The sequence below is a fragment of the Curtobacterium sp. JUb34 genome (genome assembly GCF_003755065.1).
Classification (GTDB): Bacteria; Actinomycetota; Actinomycetes; order Actinomycetales; family Microbacteriaceae; genus Curtobacterium.
Genome location: NZ_RJVH01000001.1, coordinates 988,487 through 1,007,423 on the forward strand (window position 1 = coordinate 988,487; position 18,937 = coordinate 1,007,423).

The 18,937-nt window shown below is 72.8% G+C and carries 19 protein-coding genes; 7 read left to right on the plus strand and 12 right to left on the minus strand.

The genetic code is table 11. The annotated features are described in order from the left end of the window. Window positions 1-2: 2 nt before the first annotated feature. Window positions 3-722, minus strand: coding sequence for a LysE/ArgO family amino acid transporter (locus EDF63_RS04810; protein ID WP_123311652.1), 720 nt, complete (start codon window positions 720-722; stop codon window positions 3-5). A gap of 70 nt (window positions 723-792) precedes the next feature. Here EDF63_RS04810 and EDF63_RS04815 point away from each other — a divergent pair, with 70 nt between their 5' ends. Continuing rightward, a complete protein-coding gene (locus tag EDF63_RS04815) occupies window positions 793-1,719 on the plus strand; it encodes a LysR family transcriptional regulator ArgP (RefSeq protein ID WP_123311654.1) in 927 nt (308 codons plus the stop codon). Between the two features lie 37 nt (window positions 1,720-1,756). Here the strand turns inward: EDF63_RS04815 and EDF63_RS04820 are convergent, their stop codons facing one another. Then, window positions 1,757-2,536: an Fpg/Nei family DNA glycosylase gene (locus EDF63_RS04820; protein WP_123311656.1), complete on the minus strand. Its 780-nt coding sequence runs from the start codon at window positions 2,534-2,536 to the stop codon at window positions 1,757-1,759. Continuing rightward, the gene (locus tag EDF63_RS04825; protein ID WP_123311658.1) at window positions 2,529-7,307 is read right to left on the minus strand and encodes a DEAD/DEAH box helicase; all 4,779 of its coding nucleotides are present in this window, start codon (window positions 7,305-7,307) and stop codon (window positions 2,529-2,531) included. The genes EDF63_RS04820 and EDF63_RS04825 overlap by 8 nt, the downstream gene beginning before the upstream one ends. Window positions 7,308-7,468: 161 nt before the next feature. Between EDF63_RS04825 and EDF63_RS04830 the strand changes: the two genes are divergently transcribed. After that, on the plus strand, window positions 7,469-8,125 hold the full coding sequence (locus EDF63_RS04830) for a PadR family transcriptional regulator (protein ID WP_123311660.1): 657 nt from the start codon (window positions 7,469-7,471) through the stop codon (window positions 8,123-8,125). A 148-nt stretch (window positions 8,126-8,273) separates the two neighbouring features. On the opposite strand, the gene EDF63_RS04835 is transcribed toward EDF63_RS04830, so the two are convergent. Further along, entirely contained in the window at window positions 8,274-8,891 is a 618-nt protein-coding gene (locus tag EDF63_RS04835; RefSeq protein ID WP_123311662.1) for an alpha/beta hydrolase, read from the minus strand. A gap of 73 nt (window positions 8,892-8,964) precedes the next feature. On the opposite strand from EDF63_RS04835, the gene EDF63_RS04840 reads away from it, so the two are divergent. After that, window positions 8,965-9,507, plus strand: coding sequence for an NUDIX hydrolase family protein (locus EDF63_RS04840; protein ID WP_111083509.1), 543 nt, complete (start codon window positions 8,965-8,967; stop codon window positions 9,505-9,507). Between the two features lie 99 nt (window positions 9,508-9,606). Here the strand turns inward: EDF63_RS04840 and EDF63_RS04845 are convergent, their stop codons facing one another. Beyond that, the gene (locus EDF63_RS04845; RefSeq protein WP_123311664.1) at window positions 9,607-9,816 is read right to left on the minus strand and encodes a CsbD family protein; all 210 of its coding nucleotides are present in this window, start codon (window positions 9,814-9,816) and stop codon (window positions 9,607-9,609) included. A gap of 144 nt (window positions 9,817-9,960) precedes the next feature. Beyond that, on the minus strand, window positions 9,961-11,565 hold the full coding sequence (locus EDF63_RS04850) for a DEAD/DEAH box helicase (RefSeq protein WP_123311666.1): 1,605 nt from the start codon (window positions 11,563-11,565) through the stop codon (window positions 9,961-9,963). 288 nt (window positions 11,566-11,853) lie between these two features. Here EDF63_RS04850 and EDF63_RS04855 point away from each other — a divergent pair, with 288 nt between their 5' ends. Then, window positions 11,854-12,687, plus strand: coding sequence for an endo alpha-1,4 polygalactosaminidase (locus tag EDF63_RS04855; protein ID WP_123311668.1), 834 nt, complete (start codon window positions 11,854-11,856; stop codon window positions 12,685-12,687). Between the two features lie 38 nt (window positions 12,688-12,725). Here the strand turns inward: EDF63_RS04855 and EDF63_RS04860 are convergent, their stop codons facing one another. The 3 genes from EDF63_RS04860 to EDF63_RS04870 form a co-directional block, all read right to left on the minus strand. After that, entirely contained in the window at window positions 12,726-13,085 is a 360-nt protein-coding gene (locus EDF63_RS04860; RefSeq protein WP_228511368.1) for a GntR family transcriptional regulator, read from the minus strand. A 10-nt stretch (window positions 13,086-13,095) separates the two neighbouring features. After that, entirely contained in the window at window positions 13,096-13,668 is a 573-nt protein-coding gene (locus tag EDF63_RS04865; protein WP_123312217.1) for a DUF1684 domain-containing protein, read from the minus strand. Window positions 13,669-13,800: 132 nt separating this feature from the next. Further along, on the minus strand, window positions 13,801-14,283 hold the full coding sequence (locus tag EDF63_RS04870) for a hypothetical protein (protein ID WP_123311672.1): 483 nt from the start codon (window positions 14,281-14,283) through the stop codon (window positions 13,801-13,803). Window positions 14,284-14,357: 74 nt separating this feature from the next. Between EDF63_RS04870 and EDF63_RS04875 the strand changes: the two genes are divergently transcribed. Next, entirely contained in the window at window positions 14,358-15,125 is a 768-nt protein-coding gene (locus EDF63_RS04875) for a carbonic anhydrase (protein WP_148061726.1), read from the plus strand. 3 nt (window positions 15,126-15,128) lie between these two features. Here the strand turns inward: EDF63_RS04875 and EDF63_RS04880 are convergent, their stop codons facing one another. Beyond that, a complete protein-coding gene (locus EDF63_RS04880) occupies window positions 15,129-15,761 on the minus strand; it encodes a GNAT family N-acetyltransferase (RefSeq protein WP_123311676.1) in 633 nt (210 codons plus the stop codon). 97 nt (window positions 15,762-15,858) lie between these two features. Here EDF63_RS04880 and EDF63_RS04885 point away from each other — a divergent pair, with 97 nt between their 5' ends. Both EDF63_RS04885 and EDF63_RS04890 read left to right on the plus strand, forming a co-directional pair. Next, on the plus strand, window positions 15,859-16,464 hold the full coding sequence (locus tag EDF63_RS04885; protein WP_260232977.1) for a hypothetical protein: 606 nt from the start codon (window positions 15,859-15,861) through the stop codon (window positions 16,462-16,464). Window positions 16,465-16,530: 66 nt separating this feature from the next. Then, window positions 16,531-16,833 carry a DUF427 domain-containing protein gene (locus EDF63_RS04890; RefSeq protein ID WP_111083501.1) on the plus strand — a complete coding sequence of 101 codons (303 nt, stop codon included), beginning with the start codon at window positions 16,531-16,533 and terminating at the stop codon, window positions 16,831-16,833. A 46-nt stretch (window positions 16,834-16,879) separates the two neighbouring features. On the opposite strand, the gene EDF63_RS04895 is transcribed toward EDF63_RS04890, so the two are convergent. Together EDF63_RS04895 and EDF63_RS04900 are read right to left on the minus strand one after the other, a co-directional pair. Continuing rightward, window positions 16,880-18,139: an Nramp family divalent metal transporter gene (locus EDF63_RS04895; RefSeq protein WP_123311678.1), complete on the minus strand. Its 1,260-nt coding sequence runs from the start codon at window positions 18,137-18,139 to the stop codon at window positions 16,880-16,882. 75 nt (window positions 18,140-18,214) lie between these two features. After that, on the minus strand, window positions 18,215-18,910 hold the full coding sequence (locus EDF63_RS04900; RefSeq protein WP_123311680.1) for a CGNR zinc finger domain-containing protein: 696 nt from the start codon (window positions 18,908-18,910) through the stop codon (window positions 18,215-18,217). Window positions 18,911-18,937: the final 27 nt, after the last annotated feature.

The following is an 18,937-nucleotide window of genomic DNA, read 5'->3' on the forward strand; positions in this document are numbered from 1 at the left end:
TCCTACGCGCCGACGACCAGCAGGACGCCGAACGTCAGCATCACGGCGGCGACCAGACCGTCGAACACCCGCCACGTCAGCGGCTTCGCGAACAGGGGCCGGAGCAGTCGCCCGCCGAACCCGAGCGCACCGAACCACAGGCAGCTCGCCGCGACGGCCCCGACGGTCCAGAGCCAGCGGTCGTCCGGGCCCTGCTGGTTCGCGACGGACCCGAGGAACACCAGCGTGTCCAGGTACACGTGCGGGTTCGCCCACGTGAAGACGAGCATGGTCGCCACCGCCGTGCGCATGGTCACCGCCTGGCCGGGAGGCGCGGAGCGTGTCCGCCCCGCCGCCACCGTCCCGGGCCGGGCGGGTCCACTGCCCGCGGCCGGCTCCGGCACGCCGTCGTCCGCCGCCTCGTCGGCCACGCGCATGGCGTCGCTCGACGGCCGCAGTGCCCGTCGCGCGGCGAGCACGCCGTAGGTCACCAGGAACGCGGCCCCGACGAACCGGACCACCAGGAGCGCCACGGGGAACCGGTCGACGACGGCCCCGACGCCGAGCACCCCCGCGACGATGAGCACGGCGTCCGACACCGCGCACACGACGACCGCCGCCGCGACCACGCGCAGGCCCGAGCTGACCGCCAACCGGAGCAGGTAGGTGTTCTGCACGCCGATCGCGACGATCAGGGCGAGTCCGGTGCCGAGGCCGGCGAGCAGGGGGAGGAGTGCGGTCACGTCGACGACGCTAGGCGCGGCCAGGCCTGTAGGCCAGCTCACGTTCCTTCAGCGCCGTAAGCTGCACTGCATGGTCCGGTTCCAGCGTGAGCACCTCGAGACCCTGTTGGCAGCGGTCGACCACGGCACACTCGACGCGGCTGCCCGAGCGCTGGCGATCACCCCGTCGGCGGTCTCCCAGCGGATCAAGTCGATGGAGCAGCAGGTCGGCCGGGTCCTGCTGCAGCGGACGACCCCGGTGGCGCCGACCGCCGACGGTGCGGTCGTGCTCCGACACGCACGCCAGGTGCGGTTGCTCGACGACGAGACCGCTCGGGCACTCGGCGAGACCGACGCCCGCGGAACGGGGTCCGCCATGCCGTCGATCCCGCTCGCCGTCAACGCCGACTCGCTCAGCACGTGGTTCCTCGACGCCCTCGCACGCGTCCGCGCCGACACCGAGGTGGTCTTCGACCTGCACCGCGAGGACCAGGACCGCACCGCCGAACTGCTGCGCGCCGGCACGGTGATGGGCGCCGTGACCGCCGAGGCGGATCCCGTGCAGGGCTGCTCGTCGGTGCCGCTCGGCATCGATCGGTACCGGGCCGTGGCGTCGCCGGCCTTCGTCGACCGCTACCTGGCTGACGCCGACACCGAACGACGCATGCTGAGTCGCCTCGACCGGGTGCCGCTCGTCGACTACGACCGCGACGACGACCTGCAGCAGGGCTACCTCCGTCGCGTGCTCGGCCACGCGCCCGCCGGTCCACGCCACTTCGTCCCGACCTCGGCCGACTTCGCGCGGGCGGTCTCGCTCGGCTTCGGGTGGGGGATGCTGCCGGAGGCGCAGTGCCTCGATGCCCTGGCACGGGGCGAGCTGCTCGAGCTCACGCCGACGCGCCGCGCGGACGTCGCACTGTGGTGGCAGCGGTGGAACCTGGCGTCGCCGTTGCTCGAGCGGGTGAGCGACGCCGTGCGGTCGACCGCGGCCGAGCGGCTGCATCCCGTCTCCCCGTGATGCGAGCCGGTCCTGTGCCTGAGCCCGCGCCTGCGGCTCAGCTCTGGCAGCGTGGGCACCAGTAGGTGTCCCGCAGGGTGAGCTCCGAGTCGCCGAGGTCCCCTCGCCGGATCCGGGTGCCGCACCGCAGGCACGGCTTGCCCGCGCGTCCGTAGACCCAGAACCGACGCCCTGGGCGGTCGACGCCGGTCGTCACCCGGTGGCTGCGGTCCCGGTTCGCCAGGATGAGCCGGCTGGCCAGGGCGATCGTCCGAGCGGGGTCGTGCACCTCGGCCACCGGTCGGGTCGGCAGCACCCCGCGCAGGAAGCAGAGCTCGTTGCGGTAGACGTTGCCGAGGCCGGCGAGCACCCGCTGGTCGAGCAGGGCCAGGCCCACCGGACGCGCAGGGTCCCGCGTCAGGTTCTCGAGCGCCATGTCGGCGTCCCAGTCGGGGCCGAGCAGGTCCGGGCCGAGGTGTCCGACGACCTCGGACTCCTGGTCGCGGGGGACCACCTCGAGCACCCCGAGCGTGAACCCGACGGTCGAGACGTCCTCGGCGTCGAGGATCGCGCGTGCCTGGTGCGCCGGACGTCGCCAGCGCTCACCGGGGGCGTAGACGTCCCACCGCCCCTCCATCTTGAGGTGCGAGTGCACGGTCAGGTCCCCGATCCGGTGCAGCAGGTGCTTGCCGCGGGGCACGACCTCGTCGACGGTACGACCGACCAGGTCGACGGTCGCGAATGCGGGCACCCGGAAGTCGCTGCGGGTCAGGACCTTGCCCGCGAGCGCCGTGTGCAGCCGGTGCGCCGCCCGGTAGACGGTGTCGCCCTCAGGCACGGAGCCGGAGTCCCTGCGGGGTGGCGGTGAAGCCGGCTTCGCCCAGCGCGGAGCCGAGCGGGGTCCCGAGGACGAACTCGCCGTCGACGCGTTCGACCGCGAGCTTCCGCAGGCCCGTCCGCACGATGCCCGCGATCGATGCGGCCGCGACGGCGAGGTCGGCGGGGTCGTCCGTGAAGGTCAGCACCGACTTGCCGCCGCGCTCGACGTACACCGCGAGCCGGCCGTCGACGGTGGTGACGAGCGCTCCGGCCTTGCGCCCGGGCCGGTGGCCGCGGGTGCCGGTGGTGGCAGGTGTCGAGGCCGCCGGTGATGCCGATCCCGCGGCGTCGGTGGTCGTGTCGTCCGCGTCACCGGCGGCCCGGTCCTCGGACGGCCAGGGCAGCGACGCACCGTACGGGTTCGCGGGGTCGGTCGCCGCCAGGGTCAGCGCCTCGCGCTTCCGGTCCGGGTCGACGCGCTCGTCGTCGTCGAGGTCGCGTGCGTAGGTGCGGAGCCGGTCGATCGTCGGCCCGGTGGCGAACTGTGCGGCGCCGAGGCCCTCGATGAAGTACCCGCGGCGCGCACGCCCGGACTCCTCGAACCGCGACAGGACCCGGTACACGCCGGCGAAGCCACCCCGGACGCCCTCGACCTGCACGGCGCCGCGCGTGACGACCCCGTACCGCTCGAGCAGCTGTTCGGCGGTCGCGGCGGCCCGCAGGGTCGAGTCCGACTCGGCCAGCGGGAGGAGGGACCAGCGGCCGCCGACGGACGGCGGACCGGACTGCGTCGGCATCGTCGGACGTCGGCGCCCGCGGTACGCACGGGCCCGCGGGGCACTGCTGCTCTTCGCCTTGCCACCGAGCATCGAGCGGAGCGGCGCGAACGTGTCGTTCGTGATCTGTCCGGCCCAGACGAGGTCCCACAACGCCGTCGTCAGGGCCTGGTCGTCCGTGCTGCCGACCGCCTGCCCGAGCTGGCGGAAGAAGTACGCACCACCGCCGGCCAGGGCACCGAGCACGTCGCGTTGCAGCTCGGTGGTCTCGTCGCCGGAGGGCTCGGCGAGCGTCGTCGACGCCGTCTCGGCCAGGTGCAGGCGCACCCACCCGTCGTTGCCGGGCAGGGTCCCGCCGCCCGACCACAGGACCTCTCCGGTGGCGGTGAGCTCGTCGAGCATGTTCGTGGAGTAGTCGGTCACCCGCGCGGGCAGCACCAAGGTCTCCCAGGCGCTCGCGGGCAGCGCGACCCCGGCGAGCTGGTCGATCACCTGCAGGACGCCGTCGACCCCGCGCAGGCCGCCGCGGGTGCCCGGGGTCTGCACGTGCTGCCAGGCCGGCAGGAACCGCGCCAGGGTGTCGGGGGACACCGGCTCGACCTCGTGCCGGAGCGCGGCGAGGGACTTCGTGCGGATCCGCCGCAGGACCTCGGCGTCGCACCACTCGGCGCCCTGACGATCCGGCCGGAACTCGCCCTCGACCACCCGACGGTCGGCCACCAGGCGGCGCAGGGTGTCCTGCACCACGGCGATCCCGAGGCCGAGACGGCCGGCGGCTTCCTGTGCGGAGAACGGCCCGTGCGACCGGGCGTACCGGCCGACCAGGTCGCCGAGTGGGTCGGCGACGGGTTCGACGAACGCGGTCGGTACACCGATCGGCAGCGGGACCCCGAGCGCGTCACGCAGGCGTGAGGCGTCCTCGATGACGGCCCAGCGGGTGGCTCCGGCGTGCGAGAACGACAGGACGCGGCGGTCCCGTTCGAGGGCGGTGAGGATCCCCTGGACCTCGGCGTCGGCCGCCCCGCGGTCCGGAGCGCCGGCGAGCCAGCTGCGGTCGACGGCCTCGGACAGGTCGAGCGCCCCGACCAGCCGCAGCACGTCGACGAGCCCCTCGGCGTCGCGGGCGCGACGGTCCGGTGACAGCCGCTGCAGGTCCTGCTCCACCGAGGCGATGACCGCCGGGTCGAGCAGCTCCCGCAGTTCGGCCCGACCGAGCAGTTCGCCGAGCAGCGTCGAGTCGAGCGACAGCGCCGCTGCCCGACGCTCGGCGAGCGGGGAGTCGCCCTCGTACATGAACGCGGCCACGTACCCGAACAGGATCGAGCGGGCGAAGGGCGACGGGGTCTCGGTCTCGGTCTCGACCAGGCGGATGCGACGACCGGCGATCTCGTCGGCGATCCCGAGCAGTGCGGGCACGTCGTACACGTCCTGCAGCACCTCGCGCACGGTCTCGAGCACGATCGGGAACGACGGGTACTTCCTGGCCACCTCGAGCAGCTGCGACGCCCGCTGCCGCTGCTGCCACAGGGGGGACCGCTGCCCGGGGTTCCGTCGGGGCAGCAGCAGGGCGCGTGCCGCACACTCGCGGAACCGCGCGGCGAACAGCGCTGACCCGCCGACCTCGTCGGTGACGAGCGCTTCGAGGTCGTCGCGCTCGAACACGAACAGGTCAGCACCCGGCGGTTCGGCGTCGGTCTCGGGGATGCGCACCACGATGCCGTCGTCGGCGGCCATCGCGTCGCCGTCGATGCCGTGCCGTTCGCGCAGCCGCGCCGCGACCGCCAGGGCCCACGGTGCGTGCACCTGCATGCCGTACGGCGAGTGCAGGATGAGCCGCCAGTCGCCGAGTTCGTCGCGGAAGCGCTCGACCACGAGCGTGGTGTCGTTCGGCACGTGGCCGGTGGCCGCGCGCTGGTCGCGCAGGAAGGTCAGCAGGTTCGTGACGGCGCGCTCGTCGAGGCCACCGGCGGCGACCCGGGCCCGGGCGTCGTCGTCCGAGGAGCCCTCGACCTCGCGCACGAACGCCCCGGTCGCACGACCGAGTTCGGCGGGGCGGCCGATGCCGTCGCCCTTCCAGAACGGCACCCGGCCGGGCTGTCCGAAGGCCGGGCTCACGATGACCCGGTCGTGGGTGATCTCCTCGATGCGCCAGCTCGTCGCGCCGAGGGCGAAGACGTCGCCGACGCGCGACTCGTAGACCATCTCCTCGTCCAGCTCGCCGACGCGCGACGCCTTCTCGCCGACCATGAACACGCCGAACATGCCGCGGTCCGGGATCGTGCCGCCGCTCGTCACCGCGAGGCGCTGGGCGCCGGGGCGTCCGGTCAGGGTGCCGTGCACGCGGTCCCACACCAGCCGCGGGCGGAGTTCGGCGAACTCGTCGCTCGGGTACCGTCCGGTCACCAGGTCGAGCGTGGCATCGAACGCCGAGCGGGGCAGGCCGCTGAACGGGGCGCTGCGTCGGACCAGGTCGAACCAGTGCTCGACGTCGACGGTGTCGATCGCCCCGGCCGCGACCGTGTGCTGCGCCAGGACGTCGAGGGGGTTCGCCGGAACCGAGATCGACTCGATCTGGCCCGTGACCATCCGCTCCACCGTGACCGCACTGTTGACGAGGTCGGCGCGGTGCTTCGGGAACAGCACCCCGCGGGAGATCTCGCCCACCTGGTGCCCGGCACGGCCGACGCGCTGCAGGCCGCTCGCGACCGATGGCGGCGCCTCGACCTGGACGACGAGGTCGACCTCGCCCATGTCGATCCCGAGTTCGAGCGAACTCGTCGCGACCACGCACCGCAGCCGACCGGACTTCAGGTCGTCCTCGATGATCGCGCGCTGGTCCTTCGACACCGAGCCGTGGTGGGCTCGGGCGAGCACGGGCACTGCAGTGTCCGAGCCGCCGCCACCGGTCTGCCCGGACGCGCCGATCATCTGCGCCGGCGGTCGCTTCGTGCCCTGGGGTGCGACCGCGTGTGCCGAGGTCCGCGCGGGTGACTGCGGGCGACCCCGCGCCACCGGCAGCCCGTCGTCGGCCGGCGAGACCCCCGCCGGGACCAACGCGTCTGCGACCTCGGCCGGAGCCGCCGCGGCGAGGACGCGCTCTTCGTGGATCTCGTTGAGCCGCGCGGTGAGTCGCTCGGCCAGTCGCCGCGAGTTCGCGAACACGATCGTCGACCGGTGCTCCTCGACGAGGTCGACCACGCGCTCTTCGACGTGCGGCCAGATCGAGCCGTTCGAGGGCGCGTCGGACGCGTCCGCACCGACCGGCGGAGCACCGAGCTCGGCCATGTCGTCGACCGGCACGACGACCCGCAGGTCGAAGGTCTTCTGCGCGGGCGGGGCGATGATCGTCACCGGCGCCCGACCCCCGAGGAACCGCGCGACCTCTTCCGGCGGTCGGACCGTTGCGGACAGCCCGATGCGTTGCACGGGCTTGTCGAGCAGGTCGTCGAGGCGCTCGAGCGAGACGGCCAGGTGTGCCCCGCGCTTGGTCGAGGCGACGGCGTGCACCTCGTCCACGATGACGGTGTCGACGTTGACCAGGGTCTCGCGTGCCTGCGAGGTGAGCATGAGGTACAGCGACTCGGGCGTCGTGATGAGGATGTCCGGCGGCTGGCGGAGCAGCTTCTGCCGGTCCGAGGACGGGGTGTCACCGCTGCGCACCCCGACGGTGACCTCTGGTGGTTCGGTGCCGAGCCGCCGGGCCGTCTGCGTGATCCCGACGAGCGGGCTGCGCAGGTTCCGCTCGACGTCGACGCCGAGGGCCTTGAGGGGTGAGACGTACAGGACGCGCGTGCGCTGCTTGGCCGGTGGGCGATCCGTCGCGCTGATGAGCCGGTCGATCGACCACAGGAACGAGGCCAGGGTCTTGCCGGAACCGGTCGGTGCGATGACGAGTGCGTGCTGTCCCGTCGAGATGGCGTCCCAGGCGCCCGCCTGTGCCGGGGTCGGGGCGTCGAACGCGCCCCGGAACCACTCCGCGGTCGCGGGGGAGAAGCGCTCGAAGACGTCCGTCATGGTCCGCCCATCCTGCCCGGCACCACCGACAGCAGGCCCAGTGCGGAGTACCCCTTGACAGAACGACAGTTAGCGATCTATCGTAAACACATCGCGATACGACGAAGATGAAACCAGTCAGACCGATCGCGAGCCGACTCAGCACCAAGGAAGGACGCACCATGCGCCCCATGCACGACGACAACGACAGCAACCACCACCCGCGCGGCCCCCGGTTCGGCGGCGCGCGGCAGCACCACGGCGCCGGGTTCCCCGGCCGCGACCGCGGTGACCACGAGCACGGCGGTCGAGGCGGCCGTGGCTTCGGCCCGGGCTTCGGGCCGGGCATGGGCTTCGGGCCCGGCTTCGGCGGCTTCGGCGGACCCGGCTTCGGTCGCGAACGCCGCCGCCGCGGTGACGTCCGTCTCGCGATCCTCGGCCTGCTGGCCGAGGGACCGCAGAACGGCTACGCCGCGATCAAGACCATCGCCGAGCGCACCGGCGGCGCGTGGAAGCCGAGCCCCGGCTCGGTCTACCCGACACTCCAGCAACTCGTCGACGAAGACCTCGTGGTCTCGTCGGGCGACGGCCGCAAGACGCTCTTCGAGCTCACCGACGCCGGCAAGGCCGAGGCCGAGTCGAAGGCCGACGAGATCGCGGCGGCACTCGACGCGGCGCCCGGGATCCCGGACGCCCAGCGCGAGTTCTTCGAGGCGCTCCGGAAGACCATGGGCGTCCTGCAGATGTACCGCACGACCGCGACGGAGGACCAGGCCAAGGCCGCCACCGCCAAGGTCGACCAGCTCCGCAAGGACCTGCTGCAGATCCTCGCCGACTGACCGACGAACCGGACGGGAGGCACGGTGCCAGCCCGCACCGTGCCTCCCGTCCGTCGTCGCCGGGGCTGACCCCCGCGCATCGTGAGCAGAAATGGTCGAGTCCGCACGTCGGACCCGACCATTTCTGCTCACCAAGCGCGTCCCGCGCCTACGCCCCGATGAACGCCGCGACGTCCGCCAGTTCCGCTGCAGACACCGCGTGCCGCAGCCCTTCGTACGTCCGGTCCGTCACGGTGGTGTTCGCCGCCGCCCACGCCTGCGTGCGCGCGGTGGCCTCGGCCGGGATCACCGGGTCGAGGTCGCCGTGCCCGAGGAACACCCGCGGTCGGACGTCGGCGAGGGCCTCGTCACGCGAGTCCGTCACCCCCGGCACGACGAACCCGGAGAGCGACACCGCGAACGCGAACGCAGCCGGCCGTGCCCGCAGCAGCTGGAGCGCCATCGACCCGCCCTGCGAGAACCCGAGCAGGCCGATCCGCGGGTGGTCGGCGGCGACGGAGTCGATCCACGCGAGCACCCCGGCGGCCGCGGCGTCGACGGGCTCGAGTGCAGGGGAACCGGGTGTGCCGAGCGGGTACCAGCTGAACCCCTGCCCCCACGGCATCGGTGCCCGCAGCGACGCCATCGTCCAGGCTGCCGGCAGTGCGGGGGCGAGTCCGAGCAGGTCGTGCTCGTTCGACCCCACGCCGTGCATGGTCACGAGCAGCGGGGTCCCCGCGCGTTCCCCCGCGGGACGCGTCCACTGCACCAGGTCTGCATCGATCATGTGGACAACGCTAACCATCCCCAAGTCCCGCGCCTTCCGCCGAACTCGACGCCGTCCCTGGTAGACACGGTGCATGGCCTCGTTGCAAACCCCCGACCCCGACTCCGGCTGGCTGTCCGACGAGGAACTCGCCAACGCGCGTCGTCGACTCCCCATCTGCTACGTCGAGGCGATCCCCGTCCGCACCGACGGGCTCGGCGTCGTGACCGAGGTCGGGGTGCTCCTGCGCGTGGCCCCGAGCGGTTCGATCGTGCGCACCCTGGTGTCCGGTCGTGTGATGTTCGGTGAGTCCATCCGCACGGCGCTCTTCCGCCACCTCGAGAAGGACCTCGGCCCGATGGCGTTCCCGCAGCTGCCGTCGAGCCCGACGCCGTTCACGGTGGCCGAGTACTTCCCGCTGCCCGGCGCATCCGTCTACACCGACGAGCGGCAGCACGCGATCTCGCTGGCCTACGTCGTCCCGGTGACCGGCACGTGCGAGCCCCGGCAGGACGCCCTCGAGCTCACCTGGATGACCCCGATGGAAGCCGCGTCCGACGGCGTCGCCGACGACATGGAGGGTGGCCGCGGTGCCCTGCTGCGCGCGGGCCTCGCCTCGGTCGGCGCGCTCATGTGACGACCGGCCCGGTCCTCGAACAGGCAGCACCCGGACACGACGAAGCCCCCGGATCCGATCGGATCCGGGGGCTTCGCAGCACGGTACTGGACCGGCTTGTTACTTGGTGTCGCGGTCGTTCTTGAGGCTGTCGGCGACGCCGGAAGCGGCGTCCTTGACGTTCGTACCCGCCTGCTTGGTGTCGGCCTTGACCTGATCGGTCTTGCCCTCAGCCTTGAGGTGGTCGTTGTCCGTCGCGTTCCCGACGGCCTCCTTGACCTTGCCTGCCGCCTTCTCAGCGGCGTTCTTGATGTCTTCGATCCCAGCCATAGGCACTCCTTCCAACAGCGGACGTTTCCCCGTCAGCCGCTTGCGCGGCGTCCGGTGCAGGAGAAACTACGCCCGTCGCGGTGGTGGGCTCGCAGCCGACCTCAAGGTTGTCCCCCGCGGGTCAGCGTGGCCGGGTCGGGCAGGTCAGTGGCGGTCTGCAGCGCCGGCCGGACGGGAGGCGCGGCGCGAGGAGCCACGACGGCCCCCGCCCGACTCCTGGCCGGCTCCACGGCCCGCGGCGTAGCCGCCGTCCGAGGACCAGACCGCCGACGACCCACCGCGCACGGTGTCGCTGCCGGCGCGACGGCTGCCGCCGCTGCGGCGACCGCCCGTCGAGCCCGCACCCGCCGCAGCGGAGCGACCGGCGCCCTCGGACCGTGCGCCACGAGCCGGACGGCCCTGACGGCCCCCGGCCGAACCGGCGGACTCGGAAGCCGAGCCGGAGCGCGCGGGCTGACCCGCGCCTCCCGGACGACCGCCGCGACCACGGCGACCGCGGTCACCGGCGGAATCGGCGGAACGCTGCTTGGGCTGACGCTGCTGCTGCGCGGGTTCCTCGGCGACGTGGCGGATCGGGGCGACCTCGCCGACGAGCGTGGTGACCGCCGGCGACGTCGCGGTGACCTGCTGCGGGGTGACCTTGATCGCGGCGGCGCGCATCATCTGCGCGACGTCGCGACGCTCGGCGGGCATCGTCACCGTGACGACGTCACCCGACGAACCGGCACGGGCGGTACGGCCCGAGCGGTGCAGGTACGCCTTGTGCTCGGTGGGCGGGTCGACGTGCACGACGAGCTCGACGTTGTCGACGTGCACACCGCGGGCGGCGACGTCGGTGGCGACGAGGACGAGGGCCTCGCCGGACGAGAACTTCGCGAGGTTCCGCTCACGAGCGCCCTGCGACAGGTTGCCCTGCAGGTCGACGGCCGGGATCCCCTGGCTGCTGAGCTGCTTGGCGAGGCGCTTGGCGTGGTGCTTCGTGCGCATGAAGAGGATGCGGCGACCGTTGCCCGAGGCGAGGGTGCTCACGAGGTGCTTCTTCGCGTCGGCGTCGGCGACCTCGAACAGGTGGTGGGTCATCGCCTCGACGGGGCTGTTTGCCTCGTCGACGGAGTGCATCACCGGGTTGTGCAGGAACTTCTTGACGAGCTTGTCCACGCCGTTGTCGAGCGTGGCCGAGAACAGCAGTCGCTGTCCGTTCTCGGGGGTCGCCTGCATGATCTTGGTGACACCGGGCAGGAAGCCCATGTCGGCCATGTGGTCGGCCTCGTCGAGGACGGTCACCTCGATGTCGCCGAGGTTCACGTGGCCCTGCTGCATGAGGTCGGCGAGCCGGCCCGGGCAGGCGACGACGACGTCCACGCCGCCGCGCAGGGCGTCGACCTGACGGCCCTGACCGACGCCACCGAAGATGGTGGTCGTGTTCAGGCCCATGGCCTTGGCGAGCGGGGCGAGGGCGACGTCGATCTGGGTCGCGAGCTCACGCGTCGGGGCGAGCACCAGGGCGCGGGGGCGGCCGGCGCGGCGCTTGCGGCCGCTGGCTGCGAGACGGGCGACGAGCGGGATCGCGAACGCGATCGTCTTGCCGGAGCCGGTGCGGCCGCGGCCGAGGACGTCCTTGCCCTGCAGGGAGTCGGGGAGCGTGTCCTCCTGGATCGGGAACGCGGTCTCCTTGCCCTGGTCGGCGAGGACGGCGACCATCGGCGCGGGGACGCCGAGGTCGGAGAAACGGAGGTCATTGGTGGTCATGGTGACCTTTCGAGCCGGATGAGACCGGCTGTGGGCGCGCTCTGAGGCAGCGCGCGGGCGGGATGCGCGCCAACAGAGGTGGCTGGCGCAGTCGCCGCAGCAGAGAAGCCTGGGCACCTTCGGGAGGTGCTCGATCATCGACCAGAGGATCAGTGGAACGTGGTCGGGAGTTCGGGGCGTCCGTACGACGCACGAGACGATCGGCGTCTCGAGTACCACCAGCATAGCGCGTGCACCCCGCAGAACCCAGGACCGGGCAGTTCGACGTGCGCATGCGAGGATTCCGGGGTGCGTACGCGAACCGTCCTGATCACCACCGCGATGGCCCTGGTGGCCGTCCTCGGCACGGCCGGCTGCGCCGAGGCTGCTCCGACCAGCGCTGCGGCGAGCTACCGCAACCTGCCGACCTCGGGGCGCCCCGACTACCAGCTCGGCGGCTCCTACACACCGCCGTCCGGCGTGACGATCGTCGAACGGGACAGCACCGCGAAGCCCGCGAAGGGCACGTACGACATCTGCTACGTCAACGGGTTCCAGACACAGCCCGAGGCGGCTCGCACGTGGACGAAGTCGTACCCGTCGGCGATCCTGCGTGACCGGGCCGGCAAGCCGGTGTCCGACCCGGGGTGGCCGGACGAGATGCTGCTCGACACCCGGACGGCGGCGAAGCGCGCGCTCATCACGAAGGTGATCGCGAAGACCGTCGCCCGCTGCGGCGACCGCGGGTTCGACGCGGTCGAGTTCGACAACCTCGACTCGTGGACCCGCAGCGGGAAGCTGCTGACCCGTGCCGGCAACCTGGCGCTCGCGAAGTCGCTGGTGGCCGCCGGACACCGGCACGGCCTGGCCGTCGGGCAGAAGAACACGCCGCAGCTCGGGGCGTCGGGGCAGAAGCAGACCGGGTTCGACTTCGTCGTCGCCGAGGAGTGCGTGCAGTACCGGGAGTGCGCGGCGTACACGAAGGTCTACGGCGGGCGGGTCATCGACGTGGAGTACTCGGACACCCTCGAGCGCTCGTGGGGCTCGGTCTGCAAGCTGAAGAGCCGCCCGGCCATGACGATCCTGCGGGACCGCGACCTGGTCACCCCGAAGGACGACGCGTACGTCTACAAGCGCTGCTGAGCGCCCGGAAGCGCCAGGTCCGCCCGGAGCCTCCGGGGCTACGCGGGCCAGGCGTCCTTGAGCGCGGTGGCCGCCTGGTCGGCGGAGAGCCCGGCAGCGCGGGCAGCGGCCGCCAGGGCACGTGCGGCGTCCGCGACCGCGTCCGGCACCTCGGCCGGCCGCACCACCCGTGTCCCGGCGCCACGCGCGGTGTGCACGAGTCCGGCTTCCTCGAGCAGCTGGTAGGCCTTCGCGACCGTCCCGGCCGCCAGCCCGAGCTCGTCGGCCAGGCCGCGCACGCTCGGCAGTCGTTCGCCGTCGACGAGGTACCCCGCACCGATCTGCGCCGCGATCTGCGAGCGGACCTGCTCGAAGGGCGGCACGCGTCCGCCGGCGTCGAGTGCGACCAGACCTGTCATGCGTTCCACCCTAGAAGTCGTACTGCTCGCCGACCGGGATCGGCACCGGCACGGTGTTGCCGGGAGGCGCGAGCGGGCACGCCCACGCCGGGTCGTACGCGCACGACGGGTTGTACGCGAAGTTGAAGTCCAGCACGAGCGAGTCCGCGTCGTCGCCGCCGAGGTCCGAGCCCTTGATCGTGTCGAGCAGGTAGCGTCCGCCGCCGTACGTGCCGCGGGCCTTGCCGGCGCTGGAGTCCTTCACCGGGACGAACAGCCCGCCCCCGTAGCCGCCGTGCGACCAGACGTCGAGCGTGCCGACGCCCGGGACCGTCACGACGCCGAGACGATCGAAGTGCACGGTGCCGTCGGTGCCGGTCTCGTAGTCGAACTCGGCTGGCTCCGTCGCCTCGATGCGGACCTGGAACCGCCAGGCGGGGTCGTAGTCCGGCACGGGCAGCGACTCGAAGTCCCGGGCATCGTCGTCCAGGAGCGGCGACGCCGGGTGCTCCGCGAACATCGCGTCGCGGGTCTCCCGCCACAGCGCGTGCGCCGTCTGCGGATCCGGCGTCGCACGGACACGGCGGTACAGGTCGAACGTCATGCGCCGCCAGTCCACGGTCGCGAGCGTGCTCCGCACGCGGTCGTCGGTCGTCGGCTCCTGGGGGCGCGTCTGGCTCACGTGGTCGAGGCTACGCCCGCTCCGCGGCGGACGGGAGGCCCGACTCGCCCTGCGTCAGTCGGCATCCGTCCGCCAGGTGGGTGCGAGCGCACGCATCCGGTACGCCCGCCACTGCCAGATGACCCACATCCCCGGCCACAGCAGTGCGCCGAGCGGCCACGGCCGCATCCGGTAGCTGAGGCGGTCGATCAGCAGCGTCCGGTCGCCGGGAGCCGGGACGACGGCCATCCGGTGGCGCATCGTCATCCGGCCGAACAGCCCGCTCGTCCCGCCCCCGTTGTCGCGCTGCACGGGGACTCCGTCGATCTCGTACAGGTCGAGATCGACGTGCGTGTCGCCGCTCGGCACGAGCCCGAACGCACTCGCGGTGATCGGGTGCGGGTGTCCCGGTTCCCACCGCTCGGGGAACCCCTCGGGGCTGCGCGAGCGGTACACCAGGAACGGTTTCGTCACCGCGACCATCACGGACGGGGACAGCAGGGCGTCGCGCACGGCGGCCACCGGCGCGTCGAGGACGATCCGGATACCGACGTGCATGCCGAGGACCCTACGCTCGCGGCCCACACCCGCTCTCGGCAAATGTGAAATACACGTATGTGAGTGTGTACAGCATGCGAACCACTCACCACCGCCTCCCCCTGCTCGCCGCCCCCGCCGTCCTCCTCGTCCTCGCCGGCTGCGCGGCGGGAACGCCTCCCGAGGCCGACGCGCACGACGCCGGCACGTCGTGGTCGTACGAGGGTGCCGGGTCACCGGAGCGCTGGGGCGCCCTCGCCGACGAGTACGGCACCTGCGGCACCGGCGAGCGGCAGTCCCCGATCGACCTGCCGGCAGCTCGCGGTGGCGCCGACCTCGACCTCGTCGGCTCCGGCGCCGTCCGGGGTCTGACGGCGGACAACGGGCACACCGTGCAGTTCACGGCCGGTGACGGCGCCTCGACGAGCATCGCGGGCGAGGACCTCGACCTCGTCCAGATGCACTTCCACGCGGGTTCGGAGCACACCGTCGACGGCGAGCCGGCCGATGCGGAGTTCCACTTCGTGCACGCCGACGGCCGCGGCGACCTGACCGTCGTCGGGGTCCTCGCCGAGCGGGGCACGCACAACCCCGCCTACGAGAGCTACCTCGCCGGGGCGACGGCAGGTGCCGGCCGCGAGAGCACGGTGGACATCGAGGCGATGCTGCCGGAGGTCAGGTCGTTCGCGACGTACGAGGGCTCGCTCACCACGCCGCCGTGCACCGAAGGCGTGCGGTGGATCGTGCTCGAGGAACCGATCGAACTCGGCGCCGACCAGCTCGCCGACCTCGAGGCGGCGCACGTCGAGAACGCGCGTCCGGTCCAGCCGCTCGGCGACCGGACCGTCCGTCACACGCTCTGACGGTCAGGCGTGCCGGGCGGACCGGCGGCGGGACCCCTCGGCGCGGTCGTGCTGCCGGAGCCGCTCGGCCAGGGACAGCCGGACAGCCGGCCACTCCGACGCGATGATCGAGAACACCACGGTGTCGCGGAGCGTGCCGTCGCGGCCGATGGAGTGGTTCCGCAGGACGCCGTCCTGCTTCGCGCCCAGGCCGGCGATCGCGGCGCGGGACTGGTGGTTGTGCCAGTGCGTGCGGAACTCGACCGCGATGCACTGCCACGCCTCGAACGCGTGGGACAGCATCAGCAGCTTCGACTCGGTGTTGATGCCCGACCGCTGCGCCGACTTCGCCAGGAAGGTGCTGCCGATCTCGACGTGCCGGTTGCCCGGGTCGATGTTCATGAAGGTCGTCGAACCGACCACGCGACCGGTCGGACGGTCCCGCACCGCGAAGGGCACCATGCGGCCGGCCTCGTGCTCGGCGAGACGCCGGTCGATCTCGTCCTCGACCTGGGCCGGCGCGGGGACCGAGGTGTACCAGGTCCGCCACAGATCGCCGTCGGTCACCGCTGCCCGCAGGTCGTCCGCGTGCTCCTGTGAGAGGGGCTCGAGCGTCACACGGTCGCCGGTCAGGGTGGGCGCGGGGGCGATCTCCATGGAAGTGCATCCTACGGTCGTCGACCCTGGCGGAGCCTGTCGGGACGGTCACCCTGTGGAGAGGGACAGCATCGTCCGGACGGCTATCGTGACGGACGTGGCAGAACGCACCCAGGAGCAGTACCAGGTCCGGTTCGCGTGGGGCGCCGGCGGGGCCGCACGCATCGCGCACGGCGCACACCTCGTCGTCTGGGTGGACGTCCTGCCGGGCTCGCCGGACGCGGCGGCGCAGCGCCGCGCGCTCCGGAACGCGACCGCCCGGGTACCGGACGGGCCGGAGGTCGTGCTCGGCCACCTCGGCAACGCGACCGCGATCGCGGAACGGGTGACGGGCCTCCAGGCCGAGCGCGGCGACCGCTGCGTCGTCGCCGTCGTCGCCGCCGGGCTGCACCACGCCGGCGCCCTGGACGACGCGGCCGAGGCCGCGGGCGAAGCCGTCGACGTGCCCTACGCCCCCGACTTCGCGGTCGAGGACCTGCTCGCGGCCGGTGCCGTCGTCGACGCGCTCGCCGCAGTCGGGATCGACCACACCGCGCCGGAGGCCGCCGCCGCCTGCGCGGCGTACACGGGGCTCCGGCGCGCGGTGAAGCACCTGGTCACGGCGTCCGAGAGCGCGTCCGTCCTCGGACGCGAAGACGTGCACGCGGCACTCGCCGTCGGGCCGGACCTGGTCGTCCTGCGGGAATCACGGGGCCGGGCGTAGCGTTCGGGCGGACAGGGCCGGTGCGCCGTCCAGGCCGTCCGGCACCAGCGAGCGAAGGAGCAACGCATGAAGGCAGTCGTCGGCGACACGGTGATCGCGGAGGCCCCGGAAGAGGACCTCATCAAGATCGAGGGCAACTGGTACTTCCCGCCGTCGAGCGTGAAGTCCGAGCTCTTCACCGAGAGCCCCACCCAGTACCACTGCCCGTGGAAGGGCGACACGCAGTACTTCACGGTGAACGTCGACGGGCAGGCGCTGCAGGACCGTGCGTGGTCCTACCCGACGCCGATCCCGTCGTCGTTCGACCGGGTCGGCAAGGACTACTCGGGCTACGTCGCGTTCTGGAAGGACGTCACGGTCGTCGAGTGACGACCGACGTCGTGTCGCGCGCCGCGTCGACGCGCACCGTCGGTGCTCATCCCGTCAGGGTGAGCACGATCAGCGCGACGTTGAGCGCCACGATGACCGCCGCGATCACCCACGCCACCACGCGGGTGGTCGCGGCGTTCACGTCGGAGCCCATGACGCTCCGGCGGGACGTGTAGACCACCAGCGGGACGATCGCGAAGGCGATCCCGAAGCTCAGCACGACCTGGCTCACCACGAGCAGCATCGTCGCATCGGCACCGACCGCGAGCAGCACGATCGCCGGCACCAGGGTGATCACGCGCCGTGCCACCAGCGGGATCCGCACGTGCAGCAGCCCCTTCATGATCTCGGCGCCGGCCATGCAGCCGACCGAGGTCGACGCCAGCCCTGACGCCAGCAGACCCACCGCGAACAGCACGCCGACGACGGGTCCGACGTGCTCGGCGATCGCCCGCTGTGCGCCGGGGATCGAGTCGGTGTCCGCGACGCCGGGCAGCGTCGCCGCGGCGAGGACGAGCATGCAGATGTTCACACCACCGGCGACGACCAGTGCGAGGCCCACGTCCCACCGGGTGGCGACGAGAACCCGGCGGCGCTCGGGACCGGCGGGGACGTCGCCGTGCCGGTCCCGGGCCAGTGCGGAGTGCAGGTACACCGCGTGGGGCATGACCGTCGCGCCGAGCATCGACGCCGCCAGCATCACCGACTCGGAGCCCTCGAACCGCGGAACCAGGCCGCTGACGAGCTCGGCGGGAGAGACCTGGGCGAACAGCAGGCCGGCGCAGAACCCGACGGTCAGGACCGCGAGCATCGCGGTGACGACGGCTTCGAACGTGCGGGTCCCGCGGCGACTGTGCAGGGTCAGCAGGAGCATGGAGACGACGCCGGTGATGAGTCCGCCCGCGACGAGCGGCAGGCCGAACAGCAGGTGCAGGGCGAGTGCGCCGCCGATCACCTCGGCGACGTCGGTCGCGGCCGCGACGATCTCGGCCTGTCCCCAGAACAGCAGGCGCGGGGTGCGGCGCATCCGCAGCCCGAGGTGCTCCGGCAGGGACTTGCCCGTGACGACGCCGAGCTTGGCGGACAGGTACTGCACGACCACGGCGCTGGCGTTCGCGGCGACCAGGACCCAGAGCAGCAGGTAGCCGTACTTCGCACCGGCGGTGAGGTTGGCGGCGACGTTGCCGGGGTCGACGTAGGCGATGGCCGCGACGAACGCCGGGCCGAGCAGGGTGAGCCCGGCAGCCCGTCGCCGCGGTGCGCCCGAGGGGTGCTCGGTGGTCCTGGCGGCGGCGGTGTCGGTCACGACTCCAGCATGCCAGAGAATTCGGCATGCCGAATCTTTTTGTTGGAAGGCGCGATCCCGGCGGAGGGCGAGTGGTCAGGCGGCTGCGCGCCGAGCGCGGTGCGCCCGGACCTTGGCGCGGTTCCCGCACCGCTGCATGGAGCACCAGCGGCGTGTCCCGCCCCGCGAGGAGTCGTAGAACACCAGCGCGCAGTCGTCCGCCGAGCAGCGGCTCAGGCGCGTCGGGCGGCCGTCGGCCTCGACGTCGTCGAAGCCGACCTCGGTGAACAGCGCGACCGCGTCGCGCGCGACGCTGGACAGGGCCTGGGCCAGGCGGACGCGGTTGGCTCCGGCGCGGCGTCGGCCACCCGGGAGGCTCGGGGGCACGTCCGGCAGGGCGGCGAACAGGTTGACGGTGTCGATGTCGTCGGGCGCGGGGCGCGTGCGGCCGGTCCCGGCGCGCAGGCCTGCCGCGACCGCGGTCCGCTCCGCGGCGGTGGTCGCCGGACCGGGGGCCGCGGCGACGGCCAGTCGCGCGATCGCCGCGCGGAGCGCGCGGGCGTCCTGCAGCTCACGGGCGCTCGCCCCGACGTCGATGGGCTCGGTGTGGTCGCTGAGCCACTCGTCCAGGTCAGCCGGGCTCGCGAGCAGTTCGCCGAGCTGCGACCGGGGGCGGCGGCCGTCCGGGTCGTCGGCGAACCCGCCGGTGTGCGCGAAGTCCAGGGCGATCCGACCGGCGTCGAAGAACCAGGTGGAACCGGCGTCCGTGCGGATGTGCTGCCCCGTGTGCATCCGTCCAGGCTAACGGGTTACCGGCGC